Raw genomic sequence first — 24,225 nt, 5'->3', positions numbered from 1 at the left:
GCCTCGCGGTATCGCGGGGCTTTCGCTTTTTGAGATAAGGCATATGTTCCCCCTATGGCTGACCTGTTTGAAACCACCCCGACAGAAACACCTGCAGGCCCGCGCCCGCTGGCTGATCGGTTGCGCCCTGTGCGGTTGGGTGATGTCATTGGGCAGGAACAGGTTCTTGGCCCAGATGCCCCGTTGGGCACGATGCTTGCCTCTGGTTCGTTGTCGTCACTCATTTTTTGGGGCCCGCCGGGGGTTGGGAAAACGACAATCGCTCGTTTGCTCGCGGACGAGACTGATTTGCATTTCGTTCAGATCAGTGCGATTTTCACGGGTGTTCCAGACCTGCGCAAAGTGTTCGAGGCGGCTAAGCTGCGCCGTCAAAACGGCAAAGGTACGCTGCTGTTCGTGGATGAGATTCACCGCTTTAACAAAGCGCAGCAAGATGGGTTTCTGCCCTACATGGAAGACGGCACCATTTTGTTAGTTGGTGCTACGACCGAAAATCCGTCGTTTGAATTGAACGCCGCGGTGCTAAGCCGTTCGCAGGTGTTGATACTGACCCGGCTCGACCTTGCCGATCTAGAACGGCTTGCTCAACGCGCCGAGAAGGACCTTGGGCGACCTTTGCCGCTGGACGGCCCTGCACGCGAGGCACTGCTAGAGATGGCAGATGGCGATGGCCGCGCCTTGTTGAATTTGATTGAGCAAGTTGCAGCGTGGAAGGTCGACGGGAAGCTTTCGACAGATGACCTAACCAAACGCCTGATGAAGCGGGCTGCGAAATACGACAAGTCGGGTGAAGAGCATTACAATCTAATCAGCGCGCTGCATAAGTCGGTGCGCGGATCTGACCCGGATGCTGCGCTATATTGGTTCGCACGCATGTTGGCTGGCGGCGAAGATCCTCGTTATCTGGCGCGGCGGATAACGCGTATGGCGGTTGAGGATATCGGCCTCGCTGATCCACAGGCGCAAGCCGTGTGTCTGCAGTCTTGGGAAACGTTCGAACGGCTTGGTAGCCCCGAAGGCGAGCTCGCGCTCGCGCAGGCACTGGTTTATCTAGCCTTGGCCCCGAAATCGAACGCGGCTTATGCAGGGTATAAGGCGGCGGTGGTCGCAGCCAAGAAAACTGGATCAACCCCGCCACCCAATCATATCATCAATGCCCCAACGAAGATGATGCAAGAGCAGGGCTTTGGTGCGGGCTATGCCTATGACCATGACGCCGAAGATGGCTTTTCGGGTCAAAACTATTTCCCCGACGACATGAAGCGCGGGGTCTACTATCTGCCTGTTGATCGCGGGTTCGAACGAGAGCTGAAAAAACGCGTCGATTACTTTGCGGGATTGCGCGCGAAAAGGAACAAGCAATGACAATGGTAATGGTCGCGTGCGGCGGGGCATTGGGGGCAGTTATGCGTTATGTCGTCGGTCTGAATGTCGCCTTTCCGATGGGCACATTCACGGTGAATGTCGTTGGATCGCTTTTGATTGGTGTCGTCTATGTCGCGACCCAACAAAAGGGGTTGGATGCATGGCAGCCGCTTGTGATCACTGGCATCTTGGGTGGTTTTACGACTTTTTCTGCATTTTCGCTTGATACCATGCGTCTGCTAGAGGCCGGAAGGCTGGCGGCGGCTGGTGGATATGTTATGGGCACTGTTCTATTATCGCTGGCAGCTTGTGCTGTTGGCCTTTGGATTGCGAAAGGTGCCCTATGAGCGGCGTACAGACACGGACAATCGGCCCGGACGACGGCGACCAGCGGGTTGACCGCTATCTGCGTCGCCTGTTTCCTCATTTGACACAAGGGCGCATCGAAAAGATGTGTCGCAAGGGCGAATTGCGTGTGGATGGCGGCCGGGTCAAAACCAACACCCGTCTAGAGGTTGGTCAAAAGGTCCGCATCCCGCCGCTACCAACCGAGGAAGAAGCGAACGCGCTGAGATCATTGGCCAAGCAAGGCGTAACCAAGGCCGATGCAAAGCTGATCCAATCATGCGTGATCTACAAAGATGACCACATCATTGCGATCAACAAACCACACGGTTTGGCAACGCAAGGCGGCACGAACACGACACGCCATGTCGATGGCTTGGCCGAGGCGTTGACCTTTGGCTATGACGAAAAGCCGCGTCTTGTGCACCGCTTGGACAAAGATACCTCTGGTGTCCTGTTGCTGGCGCGTACACGCATGATGGCGAAAAAGCTGACCGAGAACTTGAAGCACCGCGAAACCCGTAAGATTTACTGGGCAGCTGTTGCCGGTGTTCCGCATCCGCGTGCAGGCACGATCAAATACGGCTTGGTCAAATCTGGCGGTCATGGCCGTGGTGGCGAAAACGAAAAGATGCGCTGCGTGCATCCGCGTGACGTCGACAGCACCGAAGGCGCGAAACGCGCGACATCGGATTACGCTGTGATGGATACGCTGGCGTCACGTGCTTCGTGGTGTGCTTTGGTGCCAATCACAGGCCGTACTCACCAGCTTCGTGCGCATATGGCCGAGATCGGGCATCCGATCATTGGCGATGGAAAATACGGTGGCTCTGGTCAGGAAAACCTTGGTGATGGCTGGGGTGCTGGCATGGGCAGCGAAATTGGCCGCAAGATGCACCTGCATGCGCGTTCACTGACGATCGAGCACCCTGAAACGGGTGCGACGCTGCATATCACCGCGCCACTGCCAGAGCATATGCAAAACACATGGGATTTCGTGGGTTGGGTCGTGGGGCATGCCCCTGTTGATCCGTTCAATATGCCGGATGAGTGATCTACGCCTTGTAATTTTCGACGTCGACGGCACGCTTGTCGACAGTCAGGCCGAGATTTTGGCCGCCATGACGCATGCGTTCGCGGCCGAAGGTCGCGCGATGCCGCATCGTTCCGATGTGCTTTCTATTGTTGGGCTTTCGCTCGATGTGGCGTTTGCCAGATTATGCCCTGATGCCGATCAGGCGGTACAAGCCCGGTTGGTCGAAGGCTATAAGGATGCGTTCAGTACCCAGCGTGCGCAGAATGCGGACCACGGTCCTTTGTATCCCGGTGCCCGCGCGGTGCTTGATACGCTTGCCGCCCAAGACAACACGCTGTTGGCCGTGGCGACGGGAAAGTCGCGGCGTGGCTTGGACAAACTGTTAGAACGGCATGCGCTGGAAGGTTTCTTTCACAGTGAGCAAGTCGCTGATCATCATCCGTCGAAGCCGAACCCTTCGATGATCTTAACGGCGATGAATGAATTAGGTGTTGCCCAGAACCGGGCCGTGATGGTGGGCGACACAACTTATGACATGGATATGGCGCGCGCCGCTGGTGTGGCAAAAATTGGCGTTGGCTGGGGCTATCACGCGGCTGATTTGCTGATGCCTGATATCCTTATCCACGAATTTGGCGCGTTGCCCGGCGCCGTTGACGAACTAGCAGGACACTAAGATGAGCGATTGGAAACCAAAACGTTTCTGGAAGACAGCGACCGCGACAGAATGTGACGGCGGTTTTACCGTGCTGCTGGATGAACGGGGCGTGAAAACCCCAGCGAAAGCAGCGTTGACCGTGCCGACCCTATCGATGGCCGAAGCAATCGCCGCCGAATGGGACGCGCAGATCGAAACAGTTGATCCTGTCACGATGCCCGTCACGCGTGGCGCGAATGCCGCTATCGACAAGGTCAGCACGCAACGCGCTGAAGTTGCAGCAATGTTAGCTGAATACGGCGACAGCGATTTGCTTTGCTACCGGGCTGCTGGCCCAGACACGCTGATTGCGCGTCAAGCGGACCATTGGGACCCAATTCTTGATTGGGCGGCTGATACGCTAGATGCGCGTCTGGCCGTGGGCGAAGGCGTAATGCATGTTGTCCAAAATCCAGATGCTTTGACGAAATTGCGGGCGGAAGTCGACGCATATGACGACTTTGCACTGGCCGCCGCACACGATCTAATCAGCATCTCAGGGTCATTGATCCTTGCACTTGCGGTCACGCGAGGAGCGATTTCAGTTGATCAGGCGTGGACCGCTTCACGCGTTGATGAGCATTGGCAAATCGAACAGTGGGGCGAAGACGATGAGGCGACTGCACTCGAATTGACCAAGCGCGCCGCATTTTTGGACGCTGCACGATTCTATGAGCTTTCCTATCGCTAGGTAAATGTCCTGTTTCATCCGGATTGACAGGAAAACTGCCTGTTTTGACGGCGTTTGCATAGGGTTTTCCATTTGTAACCCTTGACCTCATTGTGTGATTCCGCACACTCTAGCCGCATTGAGAAAGGAGTCCTTTCTCATTCACCACACTGTCCTACTAGGACGGGATAAAAATACCGCCTCGCATGTTTGGGGCGGAAACTCAGGAAGAGGTAAAAATGAAAAAAACCGTATTCTTCGGCGCGCTGACTGTTGCTGGCTTGGCTGCCGGTATGGCTTCTGCGGCGACACTTGACGACGTCAAAGCACGTGGCTCGCTGAACTGCGGCGTTACAACTGGTCTTGTTGGTTTTGCTGCACCTAACGCTGAAGGCGTTTGGGAAGGTTTCGACGTAGGCGTATGTCGCGCCGTTGCTGCTGCGATCTTTGGTGATCCAACTGCAGTAGAATTCGTCCCAACAACTGGCCAGACACGTTTCACAGCGCTTGCTTCCGGCGAAATCGATCTGCTTGCACGTAACACAACATGGACAATGAGCCGTGACGTCGACCTTAAGTTCGAATTTGTTGGCGTAAACTACTACGATGGTCAGGGCTTCATGGTGCCAAAAGCACTTGGCGTGACTTCTGCGAAAGATCTGGATGGCGCAACTGTTTGTATCCAAACTGGTACAACAACAGAGCTGAACCTTGCTGACTTCTTCCGCACGAACAACATCAGCTACGAGCCTGTTCCAATCGAAACAAACGCAGAAGCACAGCAGCAGTACCTTGCTGGCGCTTGTGACGTCTACACAACAGACGCGTCTGGCCTTGCTGCGACACGCGCAACATTCGAAGCACCAGCTGACCACGTTCTGCTGCCAGAAATCATCTCCAAAGAGCCACTCGGCCCACTTGTTCGCCACGGCGACAACGAATGGGGCGACATTGCACGCTGGACACTGAACGCACTAGTAACAGCTGAAGAGCTGGGTGTGACTTCTGCAAACGTAGAAGAACTGTCTGCTGCTGCTGGCGACAACCCAGAAGTTAACCGTCTGCTGGGCACCGAAGGTGAACTGGGCGCGATGCTGGGTCTGGAAGCTGACTGGGCGAAAAACGCAATCATGGCTGGCGGTAACTACGGCGAGCTGTTCGAAAACAACATCGGTGAGAACACAACCATCGGTCTGGCACGCGGTCTGAACGCACAGTGGACAGACGGTGGCTTGATCTACTCTCCACCTTTCCGTTAAGAACTGAAAACGGCGAAGGGCTCGGTTTTAACCGGGCCCTTTACCCAATGGCGACCACGCTAAAAAATAAATGTGTGTCTACGCGTGATGACAGTCAGACTAACTGACGCGCACGCGGTCTAAATCAGGACGCACCGGGAGATAAATATATGTCGACGTTGACCGACCCGCCTAAGCCGGGTTTTCGGCTAAGCCAGCTTATTTACGATACACGCTATCGATCTATCACAATTCAGGTAATCGCGCTTTTTCTGATCCTTGCAGGGATCGGTTGGCTTGTGATGAACACTGTGAACAACCTTGCTGCGTTGGGCAAGGATTTTGACTTTGGTTTCTTGGGTCAGTCCGCTGGCTATGACATTAACCAACGTCTGATCGAATATAATAACCAGATGACCCACGGTCGTGCGGCGATGGTTGGTATTCTGAATACGCTGCTTGTCGCATTCTTGGGCTGCATCACCGCCACCGTCATTGGTGTGATTGTTGGTGTGCTACGCCTGTCGAAAAACTGGGTCGTAAGCCGCCTGATGGCCGTTTACGTCGAAGGTTTTCGTAACGTTCCGCTGCTGCTTTGGATCATTCTGATCTTTGCAATCATGACAGAAAGCATGCCGCAACCCCGTGAATTCCGCGGTGACGATGCGACCCAAAGCATGTTGATGGGCGACAACGTTGCCGTCACAAACCGTGGTATTTGGATTCCGCGTCTTGCGTTTACCCGTTCAGTTAGCGGGAACGAAGCAGTTGCACCTATCGAAGATGCGACCCCAGTTGCATCAGGTGGCCTAGATTGGCTGCTGGTCTTTGGTGCGCTGGCGCTTAGCTTTGCGGCGATTACCCAGCTACGTAAACGTGCAGATCGCATCCAGCAGGCGACAGGTGACCGTCCAACAACATGGTGGCAGCAACTGGCGTTGCTTGTTGTACCTGTTGGTCTTGTTTGTGCCTTCTTGGGGATGACTGTCGTTTCTCCATACCTCAAAGGGTTTAACTTCACCGAAGGCATCCATTTGCGGAACTCTTTGATCGCATTGTGGATTGCACTATCGCTGTACACTGGTGCGTTCATCGCCGAGATCGTGCGTGCAGGTATTCTGGCTGTGTCTAAAGGTCAGTCTGAGGCCGCCTTTGCGCTTGGTCTTCAGCCGCGTCGGACAATGAACCTTGTAATCTTGCCGCAGGCGATGCGCGTCATCATCCCGCCGCTGATTTCACAGTTCCTAAACCTGACCAAAAACTCATCGCTAGCGATCGCGGTTGGCTACATGGATGTTCGTGCCACATTGGGCGGCATTACCATCAACCAAACTGGTCGAGAGCTGGAAGGCATGCTTTTGCTAGGTGGTTTCTACCTTGCGCTGTCTTTGGCGATTTCTGCTGGCATGAACTACTACAACCGCTCAACTCAGCTAAGGGAGCGCTAAGATGTCGGATACACACGCACAAACCGTGCCTTACGTACGTGACACGATGCTTCCGCAGCAGACACCGCCGGTGACAGAAGTCGGCGCGATCAGGTGGGTACGAGAGAACTTGTTCTCTAGCCCAATGAACGCGATCCTGACGATCCTGTCGTTGTTTGTGATCTACTGGGTGGTTTCACACCTTGGTCCATGGCTGGTCAACGGTATTTGGGTTGCGGATTCTTTGACTGAATGTCGGGAAATTCGGAATGCGACATTGGGAGAGGATGCTTCTGCCGCATGTTTCGCAGTTATCACTGAACGCTGGCAGCAGTTGATGTTCGGATTCTATCCGAACGATGCTTACTGGCGTCCAGTTCTTGCACTGCTCGTGTTCTTTGTCGGTATTGCACCGGTTCTGTTTGACACGCTTCCGCGCAAACTTCTGATCGGGACACTGGTGACACCATTCATCATGTACATGCTGCTATGGGGCGGTTCGATCTGGGGTCCGCTTGTTGTTGGTCTCGGTTTTGGTCTTGGCTTTGCCATTATCAAATACGTTAGCCCAGTGAACTCGCTACTTGGAACAATCGGTGCGATCATTCTGCCAATTTTCTTTTGGCTGTATGCTGCTGGACCAATTTCCTCGGGGATTACTTCTGTTCTGCCCATCGGGTTGGAGTTCATTCCATCCAAGGACTTTGGTGGTTTCACCCTTTCTGTGATCATCGGGATTGCGGCAATTCTATTGTCGTTGCCATTGGGCATCCTTTTGGCGCTTGCGCGTCAGTCTGACCTGCCAATCATCAAATGGTCTGCGGTGGTCTTTATTGAGGTCATCCGCGGTGTGCCGTTGATTGTTTGGCTGTTCACTGCGTCGTTGCTTTTAAACTACTTCCTGCCTCCGGGCACGAACTTTGACCTGATGCTGCGTGTGATCATCATGGTGACACTATTCTCGGCGGCTTATATCGCCGAAGTGGTGCGTGGTGGTTTGGCTGCGCTGCCAAAAGGTCAGTACGAAGGTGGCGATAGCCTTGGTCTGAACTACTGGCAGTCTATGCAGTTGATCATCCTGCCGCAGGCTCTCAAAATCTCGATCCCGGGTATCGTGAACACCTTTATTGGTCTGTTCAAAGATACAACGCTTGTTGTGTTCATTGGCCTGTTTGACCCTATCGGTCTGGCTGGTGCGATCCGTGCTTCTACGGAATGGAACGGCATCTACTGGGAACTTTTCCTCTTTATTGGCGTCATGTTCTTCATCTTTTGCTTCAGCATGGGCCGCTACTCACTTTACCTGGAGAAAAAACTCCAGCGTGAACACCGCTAAGGAGACCTGACAATGGTTGATATTATACAAGAACGCGAAATCGATCGCAGCCATATGCAAGTCTCTGACGAGGTGGCGATTGAAATCCGCAACATGAACAAGTGGTACGGTTCGTTCCACGTGCTGCGCGACATTAACCTGACCGTACAACGTGGTGAGCGGATCGTTATCTGTGGCCCGTCGGGTTCAGGTAAGTCGACACTGATCCGCTGCATCAACCGGCTTGAAGAACACCAAGCTGGTGACATCATCGTGGATGGGACAGAGCTGTCTTCGGATCTGAAAAACATCGATAAGATCCGGTCAGAGGTTGGCATGTGCTTTCAGCACTTCAACCTATTCCCGCACTTGACGATCCTTGAGAACTGCACGTTGGCTCCGATCTGGGTTCGTAAGACACCTAAGAAAGAAGCCGAAGAAATCGCGATGCATTTCCTTGAAAAGGTGAAAATCCCTGATCAGGCGCATAAGTACCCCGGCATGTTGTCCGGTGGTCAGCAGCAGCGTGTGGCGATTGCCCGTTCACTTTGCATGAAGCCACGCATCATGTTGTTCGATGAACCGACCTCTGCTCTTGATCCTGAGATGATCAAAGAGGTGCTGGATACAATGATCGAACTGGCCGAAGAAGGCATGACGATGCTTTGCGTGACCCACGAAATGGGCTTTGCTCAAGCGGTTGCGAACAGGGTTATCTTTATGGACCAAGGTCAGATCGTGGAACAGAACGAACCGACCGAGTTCTTCAACAACCCGCAATCTGAGCGGACCCAGTTGTTCCTCAGCCAGATCATCGGCCACTAAAAACAAAGCCCCGGGCATGACCCGGGGCTTTTTGTTTTATAGGAATACTGCAGAGTTTTTAATTCCTCTAAATTCCACGTGCACATTTCATGACGACAATACTAGCGGACATTCAAGATCAGTTCGGAGTTCAGGAACTGCCTCATGGCTTATTCTACGCGTTCGACAATGCGCTGCGTTTCGATTTGGGAGGCACAGAGAGTAACATACACCGTCCGATGCGCCGGTTCTGTCAAGCATATGAGCGGGCATGTACGATTGCGCATGCGCATTTTGAAGACTCATCAGAGATTTATCTTCTGATTGCTAGCTATGGCTTAGAGCAGCCTAGTAAGAAACGTCTAAACCATATCGAACTCTGTGGAGTTGAGCGTTCCGAAGTGCAGTACGTGAGTAAGACTGCGCAGCAAGATGAAGAGCATATGGCTGACTTTGGATGTGATCAGTTTCGTCATTGGGATATTGTTAAGGTAAACGACAAAAGATCTATTTCCGATATCATGTGGTTATCCATCGCTTCCGAAATGATGATCGAGCCAGCTTTTCATTCGACGAAGGCGTATCTTGTAGATGCGAGAAATGGTCTAATCCTGCATGCATATGATGATCGCGGGCTGGATGTCGTTTCTCTTAACAAATCGCAGTTATCTGAGCTTTTCATAAAATTTAACAAATGGTTGCTAGAGTATGACCTTGCTCGCATGAGTGCTATGTTTGCATCTGATGACTAGCGGTCTGTGCCACCCGTCGTCCCAATCAAATCGCGCGGCACGATGAAATCTACACACTCCCCCGTATGCCTTTGCACCGCTGACCAGCTTTCTGCGTCAAAGTCGATCACGGTTGTGGCGCAGGTTGGGTAGCCGCTGAAACGTGCGTGATCGGGTGCATTGCCGACCATCCCGTTGGCGAACATGCCGATGCCGGGGTTGTGCCCGATAAGAGCGACGGTTTTGACGCTTTCGCGGTGGATTGTGTCCATCAGCGTGTCTGGGGCGGCGTGGTATAGCGACTTCATCAATCGTAGCTTTGGCGCGGTTGATAGCTCTGCCATGATCAGGTTGGCTGTTTCGTGGGTGCGGCTTGCGTCCGAGCAGAGGATTTCTTCGGGTTCATAGCCGTTGTCCCGCATCCAGCCGCCAATTGCCTTGGCAGATGCGATGCCGCGTGCATTCAGCACCCTTGCGTGATCATCAGAGAACGGGTCGTCCCAGCTAGATTTTGCATGGCGGATTAATATTAAACGAAGTGTCATAGGAAAGCGTCCATGTGAAATGCGGATTGGTCGGTAACACGGCGATCTTGGCCGACAGGGCAGGCGCGTCGAGCAGCGCAGCCCTGTGTCATGCAAGTTCGCCCTTCGGGGGTGGTTAAATAGCTTTTGCAGGTCGGGACATCATAGCTGTCATTAGCAAACGCGCCAACAGGGCAAGTGGTCTGACAGGGTTTTGTTGCGCAAGCCGTGCAAGGTGGGGTCGCGATGGGCATTTGTACCTGCCAAGGCACCAGCAACGCGCCGCGATAGGATACGAACAACCCCGCTTGTTCGTGAACTAATAACCCGATCGGAGACTTCCACGCTTGCCCTGAACGCAGCGCCCAGCTGTAAAACGGATGAAACGGCGGGCCGTCAGAAGGGAATAGCGCCGCGGCGTTGTTATCGATGGCAATGCGGCTAAGTACGCGTTTGGACCAACGATCCATAGGATCGGGGTGCCCGTCGTTGTATTCACTTGATCTGATAAAGTCTGGCCAAAACGCAGGCTCATCCGGCCCAATCAGCAAGAGCGTCCCGTTAGATTGGGGTAATCCGTCGTCTGGGTTGATCGTGAACCCGCCAAGCACGCAAAGCCGCGCCTTTGATAGCGCTTGAAGCATCGCGTGATGGCGGGGATCAATCAATGGCCCGTTAGCGTGGTTCGCGGATAATCGAACCCGCACCATGTTCGGTGAACAGTTCCAAGAGGCTCGCGTTTGGCAGCCGCCCATCAAGTATCACGACCGCACGCACGCCTTTGTCGAGTGCGTCGAGCGCGGTCTCGGTTTTGGGGATCATCCCGCCAGCGATGGTACCGTCCGCGATCATATCGCGGACTTGGGCCGGTGAAAGCTGTGTGACGACCTCTCCGCTGCCGTCTTTGACGCCGGGGACATCCGTTAGCAACAACAGGCGGTCGGCCTTCAGAGCGCCTGCGATGGCCCCTGCAGCGGTGTCGCCGTTGACGTTAAAGGTCTCATTCGCGCTCATCCCGGTGGCGACAGGTGCGACGACGGGGATAATGCCCGCGTTGAACAGATCACGCAGAACTTGAACGTTCATTTCAACAGGGCGGCCAACAAAGCCCAATTCTGGATCGTCGGCTTCGGCAACCAGCAGATCGTCGTCTTTGCCTGAAAGGCCAACAGCGCGGCCGCCTTCGTCCATGATGGCCTGCACAATGCGTTTGTTCACAAGGCCCGTTAGGACCATTTCGACGACTTCGACAGTTGCCTGATCCGTCACGCGTTTGCCGCGGACGAATTCGGATTTGATGCCAAGCTTATCAAGCATCTGGTTAATCATCGGGCCGCCACCATGGACGACGACAGGGTTCATGCCAACCTGACGCATCAAAACGATATCGCGGGCGAACTCTGCCATTGCATCGGCGTCGCCCATTGCGTTGCCGCCAAACTTAACGACCACAATCGCGCCGGAATAGCGCTGTAGGTATGGCAGCGCCTCGGACAAAGTACGGGCGGTTGCGATCCAATCACGGTTCATGTCTTCGGTCCTTGATTTCATGATAAGCCTGCAATGATGGCGCGAAGCGTTGGGATGCCTTCGCCTTTTTCGGATGAGGTCAGAATTAATTCAGGGAATGCTGCAGGGTGCTTTGCCAGCGCAGCACGTGTTTTTTCAAGTGATGCCTCAAGCGCGCCTCCCTTCAGCTTGTCGACCTTGGTCATAACGACCTGAAAGGTCACGGCAGATCGGTCGAGCAATGACATGATTTCTTCGTCTACCGCTTTGGCACCGTGGCGCGCGTCGATCAGAACAAACACGCGGCGTAGCGTCTGACGCCCAGACAGATAGTTTTTAAGCAACCGCTGCCATTTTTCGACAACGGCGACCGGGGCATTGGCAAAGCCGTAGCCGGGCAAATCGACGACGTAGATATCGCCAGCGGTAAAGTAGTTAATTTCTTGCGTGCGGCCGGGCGTGTTGGATGCGCGGGCGAGGCCCTTGCGGCCTGTCAGCGCGTTGATCAGGGACGATTTGCCAACGTTGGATCGACCTGCGAAGCAGATTTCCAGACGGTCGGCAGGCGGCAGTCCGTCCATTGCGACGACGCCTTTGACGAATTCGGTTTCACCCGCAAACAGCAGGCGGCCCGCTTCCAATTCGCTTGGTTCCGGCGTTTCGACCTCGGGAAAGCGCAATTCCATATTTAAGTACCTCGACCTTGTCGTTTCGTGCACCTTACCGTTGTTCGTGACGGTGGCATAGGTGTCAAAAATTGGTGGCCCGAACCGTTTAGCAGAGTTCAAAAATGCAGGGTGGAACGCACGGCGGGTCGTGTTTTTGTAGCAAACCGCGAGGCGCAACGAAGCTCCTCGCGGTTAATTGTTTTCTTAATGTCCGGGTTAGCGGGGCATCGATTTTATTTGCCTTCGTCGGCGTCAGCCGCATTCTTTTTACGGCGCAGGCTGGATTTGATATTTCCAAATACATCCGGCTTTGCACCGTGGCTGCGCATGATCAGATACTGCTGTGTAAAGGTGATCACGTTGTTCGCGATCCAGTACAGGACCAGACCACTGGCAAAGTTGCCCAGCATGAACATGAATACCCATGGCATCCATGCAAAGATCATTTGCTGGGTTGGATCAGTTGGTGCTGGGTTCAGGCGCTGTTGCAGCCACATGGAAACACCAAGGAAGATTGGCAGGATGCCCAGTGACAACAGTTGTAGTGGCCCAAGATCTGGCGCCGCGAATGGCAGTAGGCCAAACAGGTTGAAGATCGAAGATGGGTCAGGCGCGCTAAGGTCTTTGATCCAACCGATCCAAGCTGTGTGGCGTAGTTCGATGGTGACAAAGATCACCTTATACAGCGAGAAGAAGATTGGAATCTGCAACAGCATTGGCAGACAGCCAGATGCTGGGCTGACCTTATTTTCTTTGTAGAGCTTCATCATGCCTTGTTGCATGGCTTGGCGGTCGTCGCCTGCTTGCTCTTTCAGTTTCTCCATCTCTGGCTGCAATTCTTTCATCCGCGCCATTGAGACGTAGGATTTATAGGCCAAAGGCAGAACGATTGCTTTGAGGATAACAGTGAGCGCGATGATCGCCCAACCCATGTTGCCAATCAGACCATGCAGCATGTGCAGCAGCCAGAAGATCGGCTTGGTCAGGAAAAAGAACATGCCCCAGTCAATGCTGTCCAAGAAGCCGTCAACACCTTCTTCGTCTTCATAGTGCTTGATGGCTTCCCATTCTTTCGCACCAGCAAAGAAACGCGTTGTGTTGGTGAATGTCTCGCCGGGCGCGATTGATGCGACGGGCATAACCGCCTCAGCTTGGAACAGGTCGCGGCTTTCATAGTACTTTGAAGTGGAACGGAACGGCGCATCTTGCGCCGGGATCAGCGTCGTCATCCAGTAGTGGTCTGTGTAGCCGATCCAACCGGATTGCGTTGCTTCTAGACGCTCTGCAGGTGCGCCTTCGGTTGGGTGTACTTCATAGTCTTGAATGTCTTTATAGTCGGTTTCTTCAAGCGCGCCGTCAGTCATACGAACCAGACCTTCGTGCAGGATGAAGAATTTTTTCAAATCGGCAGGGATCCCTTGGCGACGGATAAGGCCATAGGGGCGTGCTGCGACTGCTGTGTCAGCGTTGTTTTCGATGCTCTGCTCAAAGCTAAACATGAATTCTTCGTCGACAGATACCACGGTGCGGAAAATCTGACCTGCACCGTTGTCCCATGACAGCGTTACCGGCGTCTGTGGTGTCAGGGTGTCGCCGCTTTCTAGCGTCCAAACCGTATCAGGGGTCGGGACATTGGATGGCTCCATACCCTCTGACGCGGCCCAGCCGAATGCGGTGTAATATGCGCCTGCTTCGCCTTCGGGGCGCAGCAGCTGAACGATCGCTGACTCAGGCTCATTCGTTTCGTGGTATTGGGTAAGTGACAGGTCGTCGATACGACCGCCGCGTAGCGACAGCGTGCCCTCTAGCTCGGCGGTTTTGATCTGAAGGCGTGGGGCAGGGGCATCTGTTGGCGCCGCTTCCGCTGGGGCCGTCGCCGAAGGTGCCGTTACCTGTGTGCCAGGCAAGGCAGCTTCGTTTGCACTGATCGTAGCGTCGGCTGTGATATCGACCGGCTGTTCCTCTGGCGGGAACAATACAGTCCAAGCCATGATCACCGCAAAACTTAGCACGGTCGCCAAGATGAGGTTTTTGTTCTGGTCGTCCATTCGAAACCACCCATTTTCCCATAAAAATCTGATGGCCGTTCAACCCCTCAGGGTCACAAAGGTCAAGCGGTTTTCAGGAAATAAGGGTGTATTGCTGCACTTGTGACCGATATCGACGGTCATAGAGCCGGGCTATGCGCGGCCTAAGCGCGTGAAGCTATCAATTTGGACGGGACTTTAGGTACTGTTTGCGCGTCTGGTGAAACACAGCAATCAGTCGGGGATCGCTAATTGCAAGCTGCTCTACTTGCTTTGAAAACTCGGCTTCGCTTTGGCCGTAGAACGAGGAGGCAGCCGCTTCGTGTGGCGCTGTCAACTTATTGGCTTGTTTCATAACTGCTTACTTTCTGACTTATAACGCCCATTTGCTATTCATCTAACGCGGTAAAATTGAGGCGGCAATATGAAGTATGGATCGAATTTTACTGATCAAACGGCGAGAAAAATGTGTTTTGGCTAATACCTAAGAAACATTATGCAGCATGATTGTTCACAAATGCAACTATTTGGCGGATGCTAGCGCTATCAGTCGGTCGATTGAAAAAAGCGGGTTCTTTGTCGGCTAATCTTTTACGGCACCGCTGATACAACGGTGCCGTCCTAGCAGTATGGTTTGTATGGTTTATTCTTTAAGGGCCTTTATGCTTTCGACCGCTTCATACTGTGACAAATAAACCTTTCCGCTCAGCTCTTGCAGGAAATGCTGTTCGCGCAATTTGTCCATCACGGGGCCCTTTACCTCAGACAAATGAAGTGAAACGCCCATTTCGTGTAGCCGTTCGTTGATCATTTCCAACGATTCGAGCGCGCTCAGGTCGATCTCATTCACCGCCGAACACTGCAAAATGACGTGGCGTACATGTTCGTCGCCAGCGACGCGGTTTTGCACTTGGTCCTCAAGATAACGCGCATTTGCAAAGTACAGGCTCTCGTCGACGCGCAGGGTGACGATTTCAGGGTGGGTCTGCACGTCATGGCGAAGAATGTTGCGGAAGTGTTCAGTGCCAGCAATCAGGCCGACCTCGGCAATGTGTGGCCGCGAAGTCTTATAAAGGTGCAGCAAAACCGAGAGTCCTACGCCCGCAGAAACGCCGACTTCGACACCCAAAGCAAGTGTAAGAAGAATGGTTGTCAAAACGGCGGCAAAGTCGGCTTTGGAATAGCTCCACGCACGGCTCAGGATGCTAAAGTCCACAAGGCTCAGCACGGCAACGATGATTGTCGCAGCAAGTGTGGCCTTGGGAAGGAAGAAGATCAGCGGAGTAAGAGCCAAGGCAGCGATTGCCAGGCCGATGGCCGTAAACGCGCCGGCGGCTGGTGTTTCAGCGCCCGCGTCAAAGTTCACGACAGATCGTGAGAACCCACCAGTGACAGGAAAACCACCCGTGAATGCCGCACCAACGTTCGCCGCGCCAAGACCGATCAATTCTTGGTCTGGATCGATCCGCTGCCGCTTCTTTGCAGCAAGCGTCTGGGCGACAGAAATAGACTCTACAAAGCCGATTATAGAGATAAGGAAGGCTGGCAAGAGCAATTGTCCCAGCAGTGTTGGTGACAGGGATGGCATCGTTAACGGGGGTAGGCTTTGCGGGACATCACCTACAATTTTGACACCTTGATTTGCCAAACCGAATAGCCACACCGCAAGTGTCGTTACCACGACAACCGCAACCGGTCCCGCTTTGACGGCTACGCCGGTTAACCCAGCGCTTAGGCCGGTCTTTTCAAGTAGCGGCTTAAGCCCTTTGCGGACCCAAAACAGGAATGCAGTCGCACTGATCCCGATCACGGCTGTGATGATGTTCGTTTCCGGCAAATGTTGGAAAAGTGATACCAGCAGGTCCAATAGATTGTGCCCTTCGGCATCAATGCCGAGAATGTGCTTTAACTGACTAGCGGCAATGATAAGTCCAGACGCAGTTATGAACCCCGCAATGACAGGGTGAGACAGGAAATTCGCAATGAACCCCAACCGAAAGAGGCCCATCGCAAGCAAGATCACCCCAGATAGCGCAGCAAGCGACAGGGCGGCGACCGCATAGCCCATGGTACCCTGTTCAACGATGTTGCTCAGCGCAGCGGCGGTCATCAGCGACACAACAGCGACGGGGCCAACGGCCAAGGCACGGCTGGTGCCGAAAATTGTGTAAAGAATGATTGGGGCGATTGATGCATAAAGCCCGGCCTCGGGCGGCAGACCCGCAAGTAACGCGTAAGCCAAGGACTGTGGGATAAGCATGATTGTGACAATCACCGCTGCCACGAGGTCATTCGACAGCGTCGTGCGATTATAGTCTTTGCCCCAAGAAAGGATGGGGAGATATCGGGTGATTGCAGCGTTCATCGTATGGCTCAGTTCAATAGGGGCCGCCTTTGGGAGGAAGGTGGCGTTATTGTTATTTCGTCGTGATCTTTTCGGGCTTAGCGAGCCATTCACGACCCTTTAGCATGCCTTTCCAGTAGATCGGTGGCAGCAGCTTCTCTTTCAGGAACCATGCTGCGCGTGTGGGCTTTGTCCCGTCGATCAGGAATTTTGGAAAGCTAGGTAGCAGGGTGCCGCCGTATCCGAATTCAGCTAGAACGATTTTCCCGCGTTCGACGGTCAATGGACACGACCCGTAACCGTTGTATTGGGCAACAGGTGCACCGCCGCGCATGTCGGCAATCATATTTTCAGCCACAACAGGGGCCTGCATACGGGCAGCAGCGGCTGTTTTGGCGTTCGGCGCGTTCATCACGTCACCGAGTGACCAGATGTTGTCATAGGTCTTATGGCGCAGGGTTGCCTGATCGACATCGACCCAACCCGCAGCGTCAGCCAGTGGCGACACCCGGATAAAATCCGGCGCTGTCTGTGGGGGGACGACATGCATCATGTCAAAATCCATCTCGACGCGTTCGGCTGGGGTGTCGGGTTTGGCGACATTGAACCACGCTTTTTTTGCGGGACCATCGACAGCAACGAGGTTGTGAAAGAAGTTCAGCGTTGCGTCGTATTTTTCGACGTATTCCATCAGTGCCGGAACATAGTCTTTGATGCCGAACAGCACGCCGCCAGCATTGTTAAAGTGGATGTCGATGTCTTTTAGAACGCCCCGGCGGGACCATACGTCACCGGATAGATACATCGCCTTCTGTGGCGCACCTGCGCATTTGATCGGCATCGGTGGCTGCGTAAAGATTGCGCGGCCAGACTTCATGTCAGACACTAATTCCCACGTATATGGGGCAAGGTCGTAGCGATAGTTTGAAGTCACGCCATTCTGACCCAAGGTTTCGACCAAACCTTCGATCTTGTTCCAGTCAAGTTTGAGGCCGGGTGTCACGATCAACCGGTCATATTTCACGACCCGGCATCCATCAAGAATGACAGCATTATTCGCAGGTTCGAACGCGGCGACTGCTGCTTTGATCCAGTGAACGCCGCGCGGGATCAAGGACCCCATCGTACGCGCCGTTTCTTGGGGTTCAAAGATGCCGCCGCCGACCATCGTCCAGCCGGGCTGGTAGTAGTGGACATCAGCCGGGTCGATAATTGCGATCTCTAGTTCGGGTTTGCGTGCCTTTAGGCTGGCAGCGACTGCGATCCCACCAGCGCCTGCACCGACAATCACCACCTCATAGCTTGCGTCACCCGTATCGGTCGGGGTTTTGCCGCCATTCGCAATGCGGCGAACAACGCCGCCCATGTCATAGCCAGCTGCTTTGGTTGCAGCCAGAATGTCGGCGACGCTAAGTGTGCTGGCTTGCGATAGCGACCACAGCGTGGCCGACCGTGTGCCAGTGCGGCAATAGGCAAGCACTGGACCGGGAAGGGTGTCCAGTGCATTGCCAAATGCGACAGCATCATCGTCGCTGACTTTGCCAGCGACGATGGGTTGATATACCGCCTCTAGGCCGAACTCTTTGGCGGCATTGGCGATCTCTTGGAACGTTGGCTGATCCGCACCCTCACCGTCAGGACGGTTGCAGATGATGGCTTTAAAGCCGGCGTCCTTAATAACCTGCATGTCATCAGGCATGATTTGGGGACTCGCAGACACGCCTGCGGCAAGGGTGTTCAGTTCCAATGTTCTTCTCCTAGATCAAAGACCGTTTACAGGCACTTTCAGCACTGGGTTGCCGTCTTTGTCTTTTGGGACAGCACCTGCGCGCATGTTTACCTGAAGCGACGGAATGATCAGTTTCGGCATGTCTAGTGTCGCATCACGTTCGGTGCGGAACTTGATAAAGTCTTCGCGGCTTTTGCCTGCGCCGACGTGGATGTTGTGCGCCTTTTCTTCGCCAACAGTGGTTTCCCACTGAATGTCGCGGCCATTGGGGCCATAGTCGTGGCACATGAACAAACGCATGTCGTCAGGCAGTGTCAGCACCTTTTGGATGCTGTCAAAAAGCGTACCTGCGTCACCACCGGGGAAGTCGGCACGGGCCGATCCGCCGTCTGGCATAAACAATGTGTCACCGACAAAGGCTGCGTCACCGACGACATGAACCATGCATGCAGGCGTGTGGCCGGGCGTATAGATCGTAAAGACTTCCATGTTGCCGATCTTGTAAGTGTCGCCGTCTTCGAACAGCGCATCAAACTGCGATCCGTCACGCTGGAATTCAGTGCCTTCGTTAAAGACTTTGCCGAATGTGTCTTGCACGACCATGATCTTTGATCCGACGCCGATCTTACCACCCAGCTTTTCCTGAATGTATGGCGCGGCTGACAGGTGGTCGGCGTGCACGTGGGTCTCGATGATCCAATCAAGCGTTAGACCGCGGTCTTGGACCTCTTTGATCAGTGCGTCGGCATGATCGTATGTGATCCGGCCGGCAGCGTAATCAATGTCCATTACGCTATCGATGATAGCGCAGTGATCGCTTGAAGGGTCTTTAACGATATAGCTGATCGTATTTGTTGCCTCATCAAAATGGGCGGAAACGTCAGGTGTGACGCTCATATCAACGGGATAGGTCATGTGTGTTCTCCTAAGGTCGAAGGAAGTTAAGCCTGACAGGTGCGCAGGCCGAAAATGCGGTAGAGTGGGCAAAACCGCATTGCTGAGGTCGCCAGCAAAACGATACCCACGATCACCGCGACGACAGTCGCAGCGGTGCTTTCAAACAGTGGAAGGCCAGTCGTAAATGGGGCCACAAGCAGTGCAGCGCCAATTACAAGGCGAATGAGGCGGTCGATTGTTCCAACATTTACGGTCATTATCTTGGCTCCGTGTTAGGTTTATAGTCCTTCTACATCGGGTGCCTTTGAGATTCGGTGACTTTGTCACCAAGCTAATGAGGCCCCTTGTTAGCGATTATGACCTGCTAACTCCTCTAGCGCATTGCGCTGGATCAAATGTACGCAACCGCGGCTTTGTTCGATCCATCCCCGACGTTGGAATTCCTGCAGCTGCCGGGAAATCACTTCGCGTGCGGTTCCTAATTCGACGGATAGCTTTTGATGGGTTGTTTTGATCGTGTCCTTACCTTCGGACAGCGCGATCAGCTTATCCGCCAGTCGCACATCCATTTTTTGGAACGCAACTTCGTCGATAACTAAGAATAGATCGGTGATCCGTTTGGAAAACGCGGCGAAGACAAAGTCGCGAAACTGCTTTGATTGCGAAACGAGGTCATCAAACAGTGTGCGTGGGATTGCGGCTGCTTGTACATCGGTTTCACATATACCTTCGGCAGAGTAATCATCAAAGGCAAGCAAGCAAGCCGTCGTGAGCACACAGCTTTGGCCAGCGTGGATGCGATACAGCACAATTTCGTGCCCCGTTTCGGAAACTTGCTGTACGCGCACCGTACCATCCAGCAGGAACAGCATGTTTTCAGGCGAATTGCCCGGGCCGAAAATCGTGGTTCCCGCTGGAACCGAAATCAATTTGCTTTTGGACAGTAGCAATTTCTGCGTTTCAGGCGACAGTTGTGCCAAGCCGGGAAAACGTTGTGTCCAATTTTCAATCGTCATTCTAATGCTCGTCCCGTTACCTATCGCCGCAGTGCGGCGCGATGCCTCATTCATTTCGCCCGGTTGCGCTTTGCCCATGTCGGCTAAGGCGCTATGTCTTCTTATATATTCTAAGGTCGAAATGTGTACAGCGCACTGATCGACCGGAATTTTCAGCCATCGCGCGATGACGTGAATAGCGGAGATAAATATGTTCGATACCCTGACCGCCGAAACCCTTGCCCGGATGCAGTTCGCATTCACGGTGTCGTTCCACATCATCTTTCCGGCGTTCTCAATCGGGTTGGCCAGCTATCTGGCGGTGCTGAACGGGCTGTGGCTAAGGACCCACAACGAAACGTATCTGACCCTGTTCAACTATTGGAAAAAGATCTTCGCCGTCGCCTTTGGTATGGGCGTCGTGTCGGGCATTGTGATGTCCTACCAATTTGGCACTAACTGGTCGGTGTTTTCGGACAAGACCGGACCAGTATTGGGGCCTTTGATGGCATACGAGGTGCTATCCGCGTTTTTCTTAGAGGCTGGTTTTCTGGGTATCATGCTATTTGGTCGTGAACGCGTCGGCGCTGGGCTGCACATGTTTGCAACGGCAATGGTTGCCTTTGGTACGCTGATGTCAGCGACTTGGATTCTGTCAGTGAATTCGTGGATGCAGACACCTGCTGGTTATAGCATGAATGAATTGGGGCAATTCGTACCCGAAGATTGGTGGCAGATCGTATTCAACCCATCGTTCCCGTACCGGTTGGTCCATATGGTGCTGGCGGCATATCTTACCACCGCGCTTGTCGTAGGCGGAGTAGGTGCCTTGCATCTGCTACGCGACCGCGAAGATGCCCCAGCGCGACGGATGTTTTCCATGGCGATGTGGATGCTTGTTGTCGTCGCCCCACTGCAGATTTTTGCAGGCGACGCACACGGGCTGAACACGCTAGAGCACCAACCAGCCAAGGTCATGGCGATGGAGGGTCATTATGACAGCCACCCCGATGGCGCACCGTTGATCTTGTTTGGTATCCCGAACCCGGCGGAAAAGCGGATCGATTACGCGATTGAAATTCCAAAGCTATCGAGCCTGATCTTAAAGCACCATTGGGACGCGCCTTTGGCTGGATTAGACACTATTCCTGACGAAGATGAACCGCCCGTTGTGATCGTGTTCTGGAGCTTCCGGGTGATGGTTGGGCTTGGTTTTGCGATGCTGGGTCTAGGAGCATGGAGCCTTTGGCGGCGCGTGCGCGGTAAGCTGTATTCTGACCGCTGGCTGCACCGCGCGGCAATCTTGATGGGGCCGATGGGGTTTGTCGCCGTTCTGGCTGGGTGGATCACTACAGAAGTCGGGCGGCAGCCATTCACTGTTTACGGGTTACTGCGTACTTCGGATAGCCTTGCGCCCGTAGCGGCCCCAGCTGTGGCTGCATCATTGATTGCGTTTATCATCGTCTATTTCTTTATCTTCGGGGCGGGGACATTTTACCTACTGCGGATGATGAATAAACCTGCGGGCACGATACGCCTTGGGCTACGTGATGCACCGGTGCGTGCGGCAGGTATCACACCGATCCAAGAAACCCACCCCGACGAAGCCCACCGCGTTAAGGGAGACTGATCATGTTTGAACTATCGTTTATTTGGGCAGGCATCATCGCATTTGCGGTACTGACCTATGTGATCTTGGACGGGTTCGACCTTGGGGTGGGGATATTGTTCCCAACCGCAAAGGGCGAAAAAGAAAAGGCAACAATGATGAATTCCATTGCCCCAATTTGGGACGGGAACGAAACGTGGTTGGTCATGGGCGGTGGCGGGCTGTTTGCGGTATTCCCGCTGGCCTATGCCGTCATCATGCCCGCGCTTTATATGCCAATTATCCTGATGTTGCTGGCGCTTATCTTTCGTGGTGTGGCGTTTGAATACCGTTGGCGAACCAAACGGTGGAAGCCCGTCTGGGACGTGGCATTCTTTGGCGGGTCAATCGTGGCGGCGTTTATGCAAGGCATCGCGCTGGGCGCATTGGTTCAGGGGATTGAGGTCGCCGACCGTGCCTATGCTGGCGGATGGTGGGACTGGCTGACAGTGTTTTCCGTGCTGACCGGGGTTGCCGTCGTCGTCGGTTATGCATTGTTGGGGGCAACTTGGTTGATCCTTAAAACCGAAGGCCCATTGCAGCGTCAGATGCAGCGCTACGCCTGGTGGCTGGCAGCCGGAACGCTGGGGTTCATTGCTGTGGTCAGTATCCTGACCCCATTCCAAGACCCAGTCTATTTCCAGCGCTGGTTTAACCTGCCCGGCAGTATCCTAAGCGTGCTAATGCCGGGTGCCGTGCTGATTGCTGCAGTGTCGCTATTCAACGGGTTGAATGCGGGCAAGGACGCGCAGCCATTCTTATCTGCACTAAGCTTGTTTGTGCTTTGTTTTGCGGGGATCGGAATTAGCTTTTATCCCAACATTGTGCCGCCCAGCCTCACTATTGCAGAAGCGGCCGCTCCTGACGCCAGCCTGAAGTTCGCGCTGGTAGGGACCGTGGTCTTGGTGCCGCTGATCTTAGGTTATACCGCATACGCATACTGGGTGTTCCGCGGCAAAATCGACCCTGAAGAAGGGTATCACTAGTGCAAACGCTCGCAAAGATCGCGTGGTTTGTTGGGATCTGGCTTGCCAGCGTGGCGGCGCTGGGCGTCGTCGCATATCTGATCCGGTGGGCCATCATGTAACGACAAAGCCAAAGCAAAAAAGCAGCCCAGTGGGCTGCTTTTAGTATTGGGCGCGTGTCCTGAAACGCGACGTTAGCCGCCTGATGTCAGGCGCCGTGTGAATGCTAATGCGCGCTCACCTTCGAAACCTGCAGTCGCCATTTCATCGCTCCACGCTGTTTCATAGCCAGCAGCAGCGTTTTTCACGGCGTTGATGACGTCTTGCCCAGCGGGTTCGATCGGAATGCCCGACGCAAGGATCTGTTCCTTGCCGATGTAGTCGGCATAGTCGAACGCCTTGGCGGCAAGCACAGGGATCATTTCGTGCGAGTAGCTTTTCACGATCTCTAGGTCTTCGGCAGGTAGACGTGCAGCTGCTGCATTGGACATGCCGTGGAACCAAGTGGAGTTGTAGTAACCGCTTTGGATTTCCGACACGTATGTGATCTGGTCGATGATGTTGAAAGCAGTTGCGCCTTCGAATGGGAAACAAACGCCGTCAATCGTGCCATCGATCAGCGCCTGACGAGCGTCAGTCGGTGACATTGGAACGTTGGTCGCGCCCAAGTCAGACATCAAACCAGAGATATAACCGCCGGATGTACGGACACGCAGACCTTGGAAGTCTTCGGGCTTTTCAATCACTTTGTCTTTCAGCATCAACATGCCGGGGCCGTGTTGGAACAGACCCAAGAGAGTGATGCCCGTGTGCTCTTCTTCGCCGCGCAGCAATTGGCCGTAGACCTTAGAGAAAGCCTGCGACGAGCTGTAAGCGTCGCCCAAGAATGAGAACTGACCGATTTTTGCGCGGGCGAATTCGTTTTGGCTATAGCCGTGGATGCTGAAGCCAACGTCAATTTGGCCTGTGCGCAGCAATTCAAGGTGTGCTGGTGGCGGGCCCTTTGGGGTCGGCAAGATGTTAATCTTGACCCGGCCTTCAGTCACCTCTTCGATGCCTTCGGCCCAAGGGTAGAATAGGTTTTGGGTTACATCACTTTGCAGCGGCAGCCAGACAGACATGTCTAGCGTGTTCACAGCCTGCGCGCGCAGGATTGATGGCGTAGCCAGCGTGGTCGTCACCGCGGCCGTTGTTGTGCTCAACAGCTTGCGACGAGTAATCTGGAATGGCGTCTTATTCATTTACGTCTCCATTGTGTCGCTCATTCTGCACTCGGTTTGGGCAAAGTGGC

At 54.0% G+C, this 24,225-nt stretch carries 24 protein-coding genes; 13 read left to right on the top strand and 11 right to left on the bottom strand.

The window, feature by feature from the left end:
• The first annotated feature begins 54 nt into the window (after positions 1-54).
• The 10 genes from ACHUEV_RS07340 (at position 55) to ACHUEV_RS07295 (ending at position 9,649) form a co-directional block, all read left to right on the top strand.
• Positions 55-1,365, top strand: a complete 1,311-nt coding sequence (locus ACHUEV_RS07340) for a replication-associated recombination protein A (RefSeq protein ID WP_394178481.1) — start codon at positions 55-57, stop codon at positions 1,363-1,365.
• Positions 1,362-1,712 carry a fluoride efflux transporter CrcB gene (gene crcB, locus ACHUEV_RS07335; RefSeq protein WP_394178479.1) on the top strand — a complete coding sequence of 117 codons (351 nt, stop codon included), beginning with the start codon at positions 1,362-1,364 and terminating at the stop codon, positions 1,710-1,712. The genes ACHUEV_RS07340 and crcB overlap by 4 nt, the downstream gene beginning before the upstream one ends.
• Positions 1,709-2,764, top strand: coding sequence for an RluA family pseudouridine synthase (locus tag ACHUEV_RS07330; protein WP_394178477.1), 1,056 nt, complete (start codon positions 1,709-1,711; stop codon positions 2,762-2,764). The genes crcB and ACHUEV_RS07330 overlap by 4 nt, the downstream gene beginning before the upstream one ends.
• Positions 2,757-3,422, top strand: a complete 666-nt coding sequence (locus tag ACHUEV_RS07325; protein ID WP_394179251.1) for an HAD-IA family hydrolase — start codon at positions 2,757-2,759, stop codon at positions 3,420-3,422. Before ACHUEV_RS07330 ends, ACHUEV_RS07325 begins: the two co-directional genes overlap by 8 nt.
• 1 nt (position 3,423) lies before the next feature.
• Positions 3,424-4,134 (top strand): ATP12 family chaperone protein, encoded by a 711-nt coding sequence (locus ACHUEV_RS07320; RefSeq protein ID WP_394178475.1) that lies wholly within the window; start codon positions 3,424-3,426, stop codon positions 4,132-4,134.
• Between the two features lie 218 nt (positions 4,135-4,352).
• Positions 4,353-5,372, top strand: a complete 1,020-nt coding sequence (locus tag ACHUEV_RS07315; protein WP_394178473.1) for an amino acid ABC transporter substrate-binding protein — start codon at positions 4,353-4,355, stop codon at positions 5,370-5,372.
• 149 nt (positions 5,373-5,521) lie between these two features.
• Positions 5,522-6,799, top strand: a complete 1,278-nt coding sequence (locus ACHUEV_RS07310) for an amino acid ABC transporter permease (RefSeq protein ID WP_394178471.1) — start codon at positions 5,522-5,524, stop codon at positions 6,797-6,799.
• Position 6,800: 1 nt separating this feature from the next.
• The gene (locus ACHUEV_RS07305; RefSeq protein WP_394178469.1) at positions 6,801-8,114 is read left to right on the top strand and encodes an amino acid ABC transporter permease; all 1,314 of its coding nucleotides are present in this window, start codon (positions 6,801-6,803) and stop codon (positions 8,112-8,114) included.
• A gap of 12 nt (positions 8,115-8,126) precedes the next feature.
• Positions 8,127-8,918, top strand: coding sequence for an amino acid ABC transporter ATP-binding protein (locus ACHUEV_RS07300; protein WP_394178467.1), 792 nt, complete (start codon positions 8,127-8,129; stop codon positions 8,916-8,918).
• 89 nt (positions 8,919-9,007) lie between these two features.
• Complete coding sequence (locus tag ACHUEV_RS07295) at positions 9,008-9,649, top strand: DUF3885 domain-containing protein (protein ID WP_394178465.1); 642 nt, start codon at positions 9,008-9,010, stop codon at positions 9,647-9,649.
• Here ACHUEV_RS07295 and ACHUEV_RS07290 read toward each other — a convergent pair.
• The 10 genes from ACHUEV_RS07290 to ACHUEV_RS07245 form a co-directional block, all read right to left on the bottom strand.
• Positions 9,646-10,173, bottom strand: a complete 528-nt coding sequence (locus ACHUEV_RS07290; RefSeq protein ID WP_394178463.1) for a SixA phosphatase family protein — start codon at positions 10,171-10,173, stop codon at positions 9,646-9,648. The two genes, ACHUEV_RS07295 and ACHUEV_RS07290, sit on opposite strands and share 4 nt — an antisense overlap.
• Positions 10,170-10,820 carry a ferredoxin gene (locus ACHUEV_RS07285; RefSeq protein WP_394178461.1) on the bottom strand — a complete coding sequence of 217 codons (651 nt, stop codon included), beginning with the start codon at positions 10,818-10,820 and terminating at the stop codon, positions 10,170-10,172. Before ACHUEV_RS07285 ends, ACHUEV_RS07290 begins: the two co-directional genes overlap by 4 nt.
• A gap of 7 nt (positions 10,821-10,827) precedes the next feature.
• Positions 10,828-11,682 (bottom strand): acetylglutamate kinase, encoded by an 855-nt coding sequence (argB, locus tag ACHUEV_RS07280; RefSeq protein WP_394178459.1) that lies wholly within the window; start codon positions 11,680-11,682, stop codon positions 10,828-10,830.
• A gap of 17 nt (positions 11,683-11,699) precedes the next feature.
• Positions 11,700-12,347, bottom strand: coding sequence for a ribosome biogenesis GTP-binding protein YihA/YsxC (gene yihA, locus ACHUEV_RS07275; RefSeq protein WP_394178457.1), 648 nt, complete (start codon positions 12,345-12,347; stop codon positions 11,700-11,702).
• Positions 12,348-12,562: 215 nt separating this feature from the next.
• Positions 12,563-14,377: a membrane protein insertase YidC gene (gene yidC / locus ACHUEV_RS07270; protein WP_394178455.1), complete on the bottom strand. Its 1,815-nt coding sequence runs from the start codon at positions 14,375-14,377 to the stop codon at positions 12,563-12,565.
• Positions 14,378-14,999: 622 nt separating this feature from the next.
• Positions 15,000-16,721, bottom strand: coding sequence for a SulP family inorganic anion transporter (locus tag ACHUEV_RS07265; RefSeq protein ID WP_394178453.1), 1,722 nt, complete (start codon positions 16,719-16,721; stop codon positions 15,000-15,002).
• Positions 16,722-16,773: 52 nt separating this feature from the next.
• Positions 16,774-18,447, bottom strand: a complete 1,674-nt coding sequence (locus ACHUEV_RS07260) for a bifunctional protein tyrosine phosphatase family protein/NAD(P)/FAD-dependent oxidoreductase (protein ID WP_394178451.1) — start codon at positions 18,445-18,447, stop codon at positions 16,774-16,776.
• 15 nt (positions 18,448-18,462) lie between these two features.
• Complete coding sequence (locus ACHUEV_RS07255) at positions 18,463-19,344, bottom strand: MBL fold metallo-hydrolase (RefSeq protein WP_394178449.1); 882 nt, start codon at positions 19,342-19,344, stop codon at positions 18,463-18,465.
• A 26-nt stretch (positions 19,345-19,370) separates the two neighbouring features.
• Entirely contained in the window at positions 19,371-19,583 is a 213-nt protein-coding gene (locus ACHUEV_RS07250; protein WP_394178447.1) for a YgaP family membrane protein, read from the bottom strand.
• A gap of 90 nt (positions 19,584-19,673) precedes the next feature.
• The gene (locus ACHUEV_RS07245) at positions 19,674-20,342 is read right to left on the bottom strand and encodes a Crp/Fnr family transcriptional regulator (RefSeq protein WP_394178445.1); all 669 of its coding nucleotides are present in this window, start codon (positions 20,340-20,342) and stop codon (positions 19,674-19,676) included.
• A 190-nt stretch (positions 20,343-20,532) separates the two neighbouring features.
• Between ACHUEV_RS07245 and ACHUEV_RS07240 the strand changes: the two genes are divergently transcribed.
• From ACHUEV_RS07240 to ACHUEV_RS07230, 3 genes are read left to right on the top strand one after another with little or no spacing between them, the layout of a single operon-like run.
• The gene (locus ACHUEV_RS07240) at positions 20,533-21,951 is read left to right on the top strand and encodes a cytochrome ubiquinol oxidase subunit I (protein ID WP_394178443.1); all 1,419 of its coding nucleotides are present in this window, start codon (positions 20,533-20,535) and stop codon (positions 21,949-21,951) included.
• A gap of 2 nt (positions 21,952-21,953) precedes the next feature.
• Complete coding sequence (gene cydB / locus ACHUEV_RS07235) at positions 21,954-22,955, top strand: cytochrome d ubiquinol oxidase subunit II (protein ID WP_394178441.1); 1,002 nt, start codon at positions 21,954-21,956, stop codon at positions 22,953-22,955.
• The gene (locus tag ACHUEV_RS07230; RefSeq protein WP_394178439.1) at positions 22,955-23,056 is read left to right on the top strand and encodes a DUF2474 family protein; all 102 of its coding nucleotides are present in this window, start codon (positions 22,955-22,957) and stop codon (positions 23,054-23,056) included. The genes cydB and ACHUEV_RS07230 overlap by 1 nt, the downstream gene beginning before the upstream one ends.
• 72 nt (positions 23,057-23,128) lie before the next feature.
• Here the strand turns inward: ACHUEV_RS07230 and dctP are convergent, their stop codons facing one another.
• Positions 23,129-24,175: a TRAP transporter substrate-binding protein DctP gene (dctP, locus tag ACHUEV_RS07225; protein ID WP_394178437.1), complete on the bottom strand. Its 1,047-nt coding sequence runs from the start codon at positions 24,173-24,175 to the stop codon at positions 23,129-23,131.
• Between the last annotated feature and the right edge of the window lie 50 nt (positions 24,176-24,225).

Source organism: Yoonia maritima, from assembly GCF_043641945.1.
Lineage (GTDB): Bacteria > Pseudomonadota > Alphaproteobacteria > Rhodobacterales > Rhodobacteraceae > Yoonia > Yoonia maritima_B.
This window is presented reverse-complemented; position numbering and strand designations above follow the sequence as displayed.

Bases quoted from the DNA above. Each gene is read 5' to 3' on its own strand.
- ACHUEV_RS07330 (WP_394178477.1), top strand. From the start codon at position 1,709: ATGAGCGGCGTACAGACACGGACAATCGGCCCGGACGACGGCGACCAG.
- ACHUEV_RS07305 (WP_394178469.1), top strand. From the start codon at position 6,801: ATGTCGGATACACACGCACAAACCGTGCCTTACGTACGTGACACGATG.
- ACHUEV_RS07315 (WP_394178473.1), top strand. From the start codon at position 4,353: ATGAAAAAAACCGTATTCTTCGGCGCGCTGACTGTTGCTGGCTTGGCT.
- argB (WP_394178459.1), bottom strand. From the start codon at position 11,682: ATGAACCGTGATTGGATCGCAACCGCCCGTACTTTGTCCGAGGCGCTG.
- ACHUEV_RS07340 (WP_394178481.1), top strand. From the start codon at position 55: ATGGCTGACCTGTTTGAAACCACCCCGACAGAAACACCTGCAGGCCCG.
- ACHUEV_RS07255 (WP_394178449.1), bottom strand. From the start codon at position 19,344: ATGACCTATCCCGTTGATATGAGCGTCACACCTGACGTTTCCGCCCAT.
- ACHUEV_RS07290 (WP_394178463.1), bottom strand. From the start codon at position 10,173: ATGACACTTCGTTTAATATTAATCCGCCATGCAAAATCTAGCTGGGAC.
- ACHUEV_RS07250 (WP_394178447.1), bottom strand. From the start codon at position 19,583: ATGACCGTAAATGTTGGAACAATCGACCGCCTCATTCGCCTTGTAATT.
- ACHUEV_RS07245 (WP_394178445.1), bottom strand. From the start codon at position 20,342: ATGACGATTGAAAATTGGACACAACGTTTTCCCGGCTTGGCACAACTG.
- yihA (WP_394178457.1), bottom strand. From the start codon at position 12,347: ATGGAATTGCGCTTTCCCGAGGTCGAAACGCCGGAACCAAGCGAATTG.
- ACHUEV_RS07320 (WP_394178475.1), top strand. From the start codon at position 3,424: ATGAGCGATTGGAAACCAAAACGTTTCTGGAAGACAGCGACCGCGACA.
- yidC (WP_394178455.1), bottom strand. From the start codon at position 14,377: ATGGACGACCAGAACAAAAACCTCATCTTGGCGACCGTGCTAAGTTTT.
- ACHUEV_RS07295 (WP_394178465.1), top strand. From the start codon at position 9,008: ATGACGACAATACTAGCGGACATTCAAGATCAGTTCGGAGTTCAGGAA.
- dctP (WP_394178437.1), bottom strand. From the start codon at position 24,175: ATGAATAAGACGCCATTCCAGATTACTCGTCGCAAGCTGTTGAGCACA.
- ACHUEV_RS07265 (WP_394178453.1), bottom strand. From the start codon at position 16,721: ATGAACGCTGCAATCACCCGATATCTCCCCATCCTTTCTTGGGGCAAA.
- crcB (WP_394178479.1), top strand. From the start codon at position 1,362: ATGACAATGGTAATGGTCGCGTGCGGCGGGGCATTGGGGGCAGTTATG.
- ACHUEV_RS07300 (WP_394178467.1), top strand. From the start codon at position 8,127: ATGGTTGATATTATACAAGAACGCGAAATCGATCGCAGCCATATGCAA.
- cydB (WP_394178441.1), top strand. From the start codon at position 21,954: ATGTTTGAACTATCGTTTATTTGGGCAGGCATCATCGCATTTGCGGTA.
- ACHUEV_RS07240 (WP_394178443.1), top strand. From the start codon at position 20,533: ATGTTCGATACCCTGACCGCCGAAACCCTTGCCCGGATGCAGTTCGCA.
- ACHUEV_RS07310 (WP_394178471.1), top strand. From the start codon at position 5,522: ATGTCGACGTTGACCGACCCGCCTAAGCCGGGTTTTCGGCTAAGCCAG.
- ACHUEV_RS07325 (WP_394179251.1), top strand. From the start codon at position 2,757: ATGAGTGATCTACGCCTTGTAATTTTCGACGTCGACGGCACGCTTGTC.